At 38.7% G+C, this 7,559-nt stretch carries 10 protein-coding genes and 3 pseudogenes; 4 read left to right on the top strand and 9 right to left on the bottom strand.

The window, feature by feature from the left end; genetic code table 11:
- Positions 1-294: 294 nt before the first annotated feature.
- From CHH91_RS14065 to CHH91_RS20630, 7 genes and pseudogenes are all read right to left on the bottom strand, one after another.
- Positions 295-1,316 (bottom strand): annotated as a pseudogene (locus tag CHH91_RS14065) (phage tail sheath subtilisin-like domain-containing protein); the annotation flags it as partial.
- 1 nt (position 1,317) lies between these two features.
- On the bottom strand, positions 1,318-1,485 hold the full coding sequence (locus CHH91_RS14070) for a YqzN/YkzM domain-containing protein (RefSeq protein ID WP_095224093.1): 168 nt from the start codon (positions 1,483-1,485) through the stop codon (positions 1,318-1,320).
- A gap of 317 nt (positions 1,486-1,802) precedes the next feature.
- Positions 1,803-1,997 (bottom strand): hypothetical protein, encoded by a 195-nt coding sequence (locus tag CHH91_RS21265; RefSeq protein WP_286160790.1) that lies wholly within the window; start codon positions 1,995-1,997, stop codon positions 1,803-1,805.
- Between the two features lie 6 nt (positions 1,998-2,003).
- Positions 2,004-2,249: pseudogene (locus CHH91_RS21270) on the bottom strand (HK97 gp10 family phage protein); the annotation flags it as partial.
- A gap of 154 nt (positions 2,250-2,403) precedes the next feature.
- A complete protein-coding gene (locus CHH91_RS20300; protein WP_141234169.1) occupies positions 2,404-2,733 on the bottom strand; it encodes a hypothetical protein in 330 nt (109 codons plus the stop codon).
- Between the two features lie 89 nt (positions 2,734-2,822).
- Positions 2,823-3,290: a DinB family protein gene (locus tag CHH91_RS14080; RefSeq protein ID WP_095224088.1), complete on the bottom strand. Its 468-nt coding sequence runs from the start codon at positions 3,288-3,290 to the stop codon at positions 2,823-2,825.
- 261 nt (positions 3,291-3,551) lie between these two features.
- The gene (locus CHH91_RS20630) at positions 3,552-3,707 is read right to left on the bottom strand and encodes a hypothetical protein (RefSeq protein ID WP_176465800.1); all 156 of its coding nucleotides are present in this window, start codon (positions 3,705-3,707) and stop codon (positions 3,552-3,554) included.
- 367 nt (positions 3,708-4,074) lie between these two features.
- On the opposite strand from CHH91_RS20630, the gene CHH91_RS14085 reads away from it, so the two are divergent.
- Both CHH91_RS14085 and CHH91_RS14090 read left to right on the top strand, forming a co-directional pair.
- Positions 4,075-4,614 carry a YdhK family protein gene (locus tag CHH91_RS14085; protein ID WP_095224094.1) on the top strand — a complete coding sequence of 180 codons (540 nt, stop codon included), beginning with the start codon at positions 4,075-4,077 and terminating at the stop codon, positions 4,612-4,614.
- Between the two features lie 29 nt (positions 4,615-4,643).
- Entirely contained in the window at positions 4,644-4,973 is a 330-nt protein-coding gene (locus CHH91_RS14090) for a four-helix bundle copper-binding protein (RefSeq protein ID WP_095224089.1), read from the top strand.
- 42 nt (positions 4,974-5,015) lie between these two features.
- Here the strand turns inward: CHH91_RS14090 and CHH91_RS21485 are convergent.
- Positions 5,016-5,108 (bottom strand): annotated as a pseudogene (locus CHH91_RS21485) (DUF4396 domain-containing protein); the annotation flags it as partial.
- Between the two features lie 622 nt (positions 5,109-5,730).
- Here CHH91_RS21485 and CHH91_RS14100 point away from each other — a divergent pair.
- Both CHH91_RS14100 and CHH91_RS14105 read left to right on the top strand, forming a co-directional pair.
- Complete coding sequence (locus CHH91_RS14100; RefSeq protein ID WP_095224090.1) at positions 5,731-6,258, top strand: matrixin family metalloprotease; 528 nt, start codon at positions 5,731-5,733, stop codon at positions 6,256-6,258.
- A 23-nt stretch (positions 6,259-6,281) separates the two neighbouring features.
- The gene (locus tag CHH91_RS14105; RefSeq protein ID WP_095224091.1) at positions 6,282-7,091 is read left to right on the top strand and encodes a hypothetical protein; all 810 of its coding nucleotides are present in this window, start codon (positions 6,282-6,284) and stop codon (positions 7,089-7,091) included.
- Positions 7,092-7,124: 33 nt separating this feature from the next.
- Here the strand turns inward: CHH91_RS14105 and CHH91_RS14110 are convergent, their stop codons facing one another.
- Positions 7,125-7,505 carry a hypothetical protein gene (locus CHH91_RS14110; protein ID WP_095224092.1) on the bottom strand — a complete coding sequence of 127 codons (381 nt, stop codon included), beginning with the start codon at positions 7,503-7,505 and terminating at the stop codon, positions 7,125-7,127.
- Between the last annotated feature and the right edge of the window lie 54 nt (positions 7,506-7,559).

Here is a 7,559-nt window from a genome sequence, read left to right on the forward strand (position 1 = left end):
AGCCCTAGACAAGTTTAAGGTGGTCTATTTTCGCAAGAAAGTATTCTGAGTCAGCGCCATGATGGTCGCTTGTACACAGCCGGGGTGTTAGAGCACCCTGGTCTTTTTATTTTATGAATGTTGTACGTTTAATATACCACATTAACATTATTGGAGTATAGAATTGGTAACTACTTAGTTACCTTTTTTATATCTTTTAGTTACCTTTTCTATACCATTTTATTATCAAAACCTCTCCAATAGCTCCTCTGGAAGATCAATATCCTCAAATGTGAACGGAACCTCTTCTTCCAATTTCTCAGTCGTGAAGCTTGTAAGAGAACTAATGTCCTTTTCCACGCTGACAGTTTTATCACGAGGATCAAAGCTGAAGATGAATTCACCATTGTTCAACTTTTGGATGATTTGATCTTCATCCAAACGGTTCAAGACATCGACAGCTCCCGCATATTCCACGAATGTCAGAGACTGACCAAAGCCGGCTGTAGCACTCGCTCTCGCAACCCAAGCTGTCGCAAGATGCGGTTCGATCTTTGTACCATCTTCCAACAGAACGCCTTCTGTTACGTTATGACACCCTCGTGATCCGCTCTATAACCTGAAAGTACACCAGTAACCTTAATACCTTGATTGTCACGGATTCGCTTGATGAAGGCTGTGAACGTTGCTTTGAGCTGCTCATCACCTTCTACTGGAAGTGCGATGCTGTTGAAATATTCCGTTTCAGCAGCTGCTAAGAAGTCCGTGTAGTCTTGGACATTCGCTTTACCGTTATTTCCGCCGAGCAAAGACGTACCTGCAGTAAGAGTAAGCTCACCTGTTCCCTCAAAAGAAACATAGTCGTTAGCCTTCAACTCATCGGCTGCTGCTACAGTTTGTCGATCTACCTCGTCGGTACCAACAAACGTCAGAACATCTCGACGGGAAGTATCCAACACGTTCTCCGAGATTCGAATGGAGATGTCGTTTCCTTTCTCTCCACCGTATTTTGCTGTAACTGTCAATGTCTCACTGACCTGCGCCCTTGCTTGCTCGCCATGATTCAAGCGGTACAACAGGACTCTCTGTGCTTTCTTCTTGGCTTCTCGATAAAGCAGAAGTGTCGGATCATCGATATTCAAACCAATTTTTTTGTTAAGGTCATCCACGTTTGAGATAGATAGGAACTGTCTCGCCGGCCCCCAGCTGAGCACAACCGGTAAAGCCACTGTCCCGCTCACTCCTGAAGCCAGACGATCCTGTGCAAGTGTCTTGAAATTGAAGTAAATCCCAGCACGTTGTTTACTCTCTACAGATGTAAATGTCCCACCATTCATATCACTTTACCTCCTTCGTTAGAAACGCCCGAATCAGGAGTTTTGCTTCTGTTTTGGTGATTGTATTGCTCTTGTAATGCAAAAGAGCACCGTTGAACACTTCCGGTCTTACACCGAACAATGTCCTACTGTGCTCTTGCAATTCATGGATATAAAATTCTGTTTCCATTGATGCCGACGGCTCGACCGCTGACGTTGTTTTAGCAGCAGGTGTCGTCTTTGCTGTTGCTTTTGTTGTCATCCTTTCACCCCACTATTCATTTCTACAAACACAAGGCTAGGTACCTTCTCTTGCTCATAATGATACCGGCTGTTCCAAGAGAGAATAATGAACGCGACACCAGATTCTCGAACCCGAGTTTCTATACGGTTAATTCGCAAATATTCGCCTGTTGGCTGTCCATTTTCGTCACAATAGGCAGCACGCTTCTTTCTCTACGCAATGTATCTGCAATACGCTCTGCTTCTGCATTAGCGGTTCGAGAATTATCGTGAAACAGCTTCACATTGAGGCGTGTACGCCTTCAAGAAGGTCATATTTGTATCTCCTGCATCCGTTGCTTGAACAGGAGGGAAATACAACGACGGAGTCTCAAAGCCTTGTGGTAGCTCGTCTGTGTAAACCTGATTCGGGAACACATCATAGAAGTATTTCATAATAGAGCCTACTTCCGCATTCACGTATGATCACCTCCCAAAGCTTCTGTCCATCCATTGCTGCAGCTTCTTCTCCAAACTCTTCTCAAACATGAGCTCAAAGATGCGAAGCGCATTATCCCAATAGTTGGTTCCATCAATCCATTTCAATATCAGCAGCATGCCGGTATCAGATCCTGGATCATAAACAAATCGATCGCCTTTCCAATAGCCAGGTACCCAGCGACTATCTTTTCCTTTTGCTGGATCAACAGTGAAGTGCCCGTCATTCGCATACCAATCGTGTTATCGTGTGTGGGCTTTTTATCCCTCACATCTTACTGTCACCAGTAAGTTCGGCGTACATTTTCAACCAATAAAAAAGACAACCTATTGGTTGTCGGACACTCTTGAGGATATTATTGCTTCCATATCGCTCAATCCCTACGCTCTACGGTTCTGATGGTCTATCAGTTACCTCGGTATTGTGTATTTTAACGTGTTTCCAAGTTTTGCTTCTTTTTATATCGTAAACTATATACTTGCTAATATTATAACAACTGGCAATCTCGGGCGCTTTTTCACTTTTTGACAATCTTGTTTTTATATCCATAGCTATTTCGTCATTTATTTTTGCCTTATGGTTGTTAACTCCTCTTTTTCTGTCTGTTACAGAATGGACAGGACAAGTTAATAGATCATTTACACCTTCATTGTAGTAACGAGCAGTCAAAACCCCATAAGGAATTCCAGTCATCTCTGATAATATCCAAGAACTCATAACCCCCGCCTTCCAGCCAAAGCTCCATCTCAGCCTTTAGCAAGCCATTAGACATATCTTCCATCGCTTCCCTAAAAGAATCTAGACCATCAATCTTCAAACAATTTCCTCCCAATATAATTGGCCGGTACAGGTTCCATCCCCATTTCTCTTGACCATATGGATAGTTGACCAATGTGATGAATTTCATGCGCTACCAAATGATGCAGAATATCAATTATTGTGAAATTCTTATCATCCCATGGGACATTCACCAATTTTTCTACAGACCCCTTTAAGCATTCCTCTATGCATTGAATAATTTCCATTCTTAGATGGTTCGATAGTTCACTTACCTTATTAAGAGTTTTGTAATCACTAAAATCATATAGAATATCCTCTTCGCCTTGTATTGCTCTAATCCAGCTATACTCAACTTCCACTATATGAAAAAGAGTGTGTAAGATACTTCCCACTCCCCCTGTACGCTGTTGTACAAGTTCTTGAAGAGTTAATTGCTGGCTCCAGAGGAACCATTCATCTCTTACCTGCCAATTGTAAACAAAAAAATTCTTCATAGAAAACTCCTTGAATAATATTTTGTACTTAATTGGTAGATTAGACAAAGCTTCTATTTACCCTCTTTTTCTCATTTAATCAAAGTGCTTCCTCCTCTATAACAGCTGTCACCTCACGCTGCTTGCGATCCTTGTCCTGCTTGAGCATCGATCTCATTCTTCGACTGCTATTTTAAACTAACAGCCATAATGTCTCTTATTTTTGCCATCGTCTTTCCCCTTTTATTTTTTAAGCACCACCTTATGCTAAATGCTTGTTTATTATTGACCGACCCAATTCACCGAGAGGAAAGGCTGAGATTGAGAAGTCAATTCATGGTTCAAAGTTAAATACAGAATCAACATTTCATCCACGACTGATTTAATCGCAACTAACCGAATAATCGGTGACCAGTCAAGCTGGCAGCGCGCTCCCAACTCCAGATGCTCCCCTCGTTAACCAGGCATCCTTCACAGTCGTGCAAAATCAGGCGAGTACGTCTTGATAAGGGAAAGGCGCTTCTCCCAGAGGACTTTTTGCCTCTGAGAAAATGTTACTAGGTTTTAGAAAATAAAAAGGTACTCTATTTGGTATCAAATTTGTCCGGTTTTTGTTCGTAAATTGTCTCAATTTTGTCCGCTTTTTCAATGAATTCAGAATCACTTTTACTAGGGCGTAATGTATAAATCATCCAATAAAATGAATAATATGTAGAGGTTTTCCCATATACCCCTATAGGGTATAATTCTAGAAAAGGAGGAGGAATGCAAAGTGAAAATCAGAAGAATTGTTTTCCCGTTTTTAATGATTCTACTAGGAATCGGTCTTGTTGCTTGCTCAAACGATCAAAATGACAACAGTGGTTCAAGTGACTCAAAAAATCATGCTGAGATGGATCACTCCAGTATGAATCACTCCAGCTCAGGCGAAGTTCCAGAGGGATTACAAGACAAGGAAAACCCTACATACCCAGTAGGAAGTAAAGTAATAATCAATGCAGACCATATGGAAGGTATGGATGGTGCTGAAGCAACTGTTTCAGGAGCTTTTGATACTACTGCATATATAATCTCCTATACACCTACTACTGGTGGAGAAAAGGTTACAGACCATAAATGGGTCATTCAAGAAGAACTCGAAAATGCAGGGAACGATCCGCTTGAGCCCGGCACTGAGGTTACACTTAATGCAGATCACATGGAAGGTATGGATGGTGCCGAGGCAACTATTGAATCATCAGTAGAAACAACAGTTTATATGGTGGACTTCACCCCGACTACTGGTGGTGAGGAAGTTAAGAACCATAAATGGTTAACAGAAGATGAATTGACTCCAGTTGAGTAACTAATACTAATTTAGAGGGGGATTCACAGATGAATGAAATGTATAAGCAGTGCATCGAAGAATGTATAGCATGTATGAAAGCATGTAATACGTGTTTTGATGCTTGCTTAAAAGAAGAAGACATTAAGATGATGGCAGAGTGTATTCGGTTGGATAGAGAGTGTGCTGATATATGCTCATTTGCTGCTTCTGTAATGAGTAGGAATGGAAGGTTCTCAAAAGAACTATGTGCATTATGCGCCGAAGTTTGTGAAGCATGTGGCAACGTGTGTCATAAACATGATCACCATTCTCATTGTAAAGCTTGTGCTGAAGCATGTTTCAGATGTGCAGAAGTATGTAAAAAGATGGCAAGTTAAAAAAAGGCCTGCAACTGCAGGCCTTTTTTCTATAGTACATAGTTACATAGCATGTTTTATACCTTTCTTAACCAATATCCAATTAGCTGGATAACTAGTTAAAAATCCAATCATCATTGCTATCTGCATCATGAATCAAAATATTGCACTGTCTGGCTTAGGTGCAACATTTCTAGGGGGTGCCTTAGTACATCTCCAGTGATGATTAGGAGTTGTAATACGCCTATGATAATAGCTATAAAAGCTATTATTTCAAGGAAAGTCACAATTCCTACCTCCTTTTTTAAATTACTTTACCCACTACCCCTTACCGGTATATCGAAACAATTAAATTCTAATAATTGTTGTATCCCAAATACAGCTTTATAAAATCCTTAATGCTGTAGCTATTTTAAACGATGATGTTCTCTTCTTTTCGTTACCCTTGGTTATTCCCAACTCCAGATGCCCCCCTTGTTAACCAGGCATCCTTCACAGTCATTCAAAATCAGGTGAGTACGCCTTGATAAGGGAAAGGCGCTTCTCCCAGAGGAATTTTTGTCTCTGAGAAAATGTTATAATTTTGCGCACAAAAAAGGTACCCGATTTGGTACCTTTTTTGTCCTAATTCTGTTCGGAATCAATTTTCTTGAGATAGCCACGTTAAATTCAATAATTGTTTTTAAATTAGAAATATTTCTAATTATAGAAAAGATTCATTGGATATTTACATTCTATTGCATATAATACAATTAATACCATTTAAGGAGGAATATTCATGAAAGGATCTAAGCTAGCTTTTCTTGTTTTACTTTGTAGCGTATTATTAATGGTTAGTTTCCAATCAGACGTAAGCGCGTACAAAAGAGAGAAATGGAAATTAGGAGGCCCTACAATGAGTTATAAATGGGGGGCAAGCCTCAAGAACGGTACAATAAAAACAGGTTGGCAAAACGCTATTTCGAGTTGGGAAAGCAATACTAAAGGTGGAGCAAATATCGATTTATTTTATAACAAGAGCTCTGTTCATTATCTAACAAGATTCACTAGAGCAGACACAGGTCATTACGGTCAAATGAATACAAAATACAACAAGAATGGTATTGTGACTAAATTTGAAGGCTTCTTGAATGATAAAGCAGTTAAAAATAGTAATGTTGCGAAGAGTACTGCTGTCCATGAATTAGGACATGCATTTGGTATTGCGCATGTAAGCGGGACATCAATTATGAATACTAGAAGAGATAGAAATAAAATGACTAATCCGCAAAATGACGATATTCGAGGAGTTAACAGTATTTATTAAATATAATCAAGGAGTGAACTATATTGAAAAAAAAGATAGCATTTTTAGGCGTTCCTATTATCATAGCGTCATCGCTCTTTATATATAAGAGTTTTGCAGATGATACGAAAAGAGCAGCTGCAGATAAGGAAGTGTTAGAAAATGAATTATTAGTAATAAGTAATGATTTCGATTCTACTAGTAGCTTAAATGATATGGTAGAAAGCTCAGACCTAGTCGTAGTTGGTAAATATACTAACTTCGATTCAACTTGGAATATGGCAAGAGATCCAGAGAATCCAGAAGAAGAATCAACTGAAGATTACGTAGAAGGCAAATTATATGATTTTAAAGTGGAACAAACTTTAAAAGGTGATAGTCAAGAAAACATAAGAATAAATCATCTATATTCAGAAACATATAAAGTCGAAATGACTTCAGGAGACGAGGTAGTATCTCCAGAAGGTATACTATTAAAAGAGCCTTCCGAAACAACAATTCATGAAGTAGAGAAGGTAGATCCATTATTTATCGAGCCTAATATAGATGATAAGTACATACTCTTCCTAAATAAAGGTGAAGATACTGGAAATTACTTTGCTTCGATCGAACCCTTCTCAATATTATTTAATGAAGACAACGTAGCAGAATTGCAAAGTAATTTAAAGGGTTTACCATCTGAAAATCATGAAGAAGACCATGATCACCCTTACGATGATAGATTTACAGAGACTGTAAAAGTTGGAGAAGAATCACTTGATATAATGCACGATATTCATGCAACTGTTGATGATAACCTATCTGGTGAAAAGCTAGAAACAATTATCAGTGAAATTGAAAATATAGTAAAATAAAAGATTAAAGGCACCTTTGTAGGTGCCTTTTCTTTAGCCTTCAGAGAGCGCTAAATATTTCATCTCTTTACCATTCACAATAGCTACTAATATCTCTTTATTTTCTTTTACAGTGTATATCTCTACACCCTCAGACAAATTAGTGGCAACTCCATTTTCGAATGATTTAGCATCTTTTGAAACTTTACTTATCTCCCCAATTTTGTTATTTTTAGTCACTTTTTCACTCTCAACCCAGTCGATTCCTGTTTGATAAATATTCCCGTTTAGCTGAAATATATCTGCTTCGCTATTCTCTGCGAGAACTTCTTCCGCATCTGGTTTAGAACTTGAAGAGGAAAACTCTTCTGTACTGCATCCAACTAAAAAAAGAAGCAACAACAAAAGTAAAATACCGTTTAATTTCTCTTTCATTAGAAATCCTCCTTTTTTAAAAAACATATGACATCTTATAAAATTGAATATAGC

Origin of the sequence: Virgibacillus sp. 7505 (genome assembly GCF_002272135.1) — a bacterium.
Taxonomy (GTDB): domain Bacteria; phylum Bacillota; class Bacilli; order Bacillales; family Amphibacillaceae; genus Terribacillus.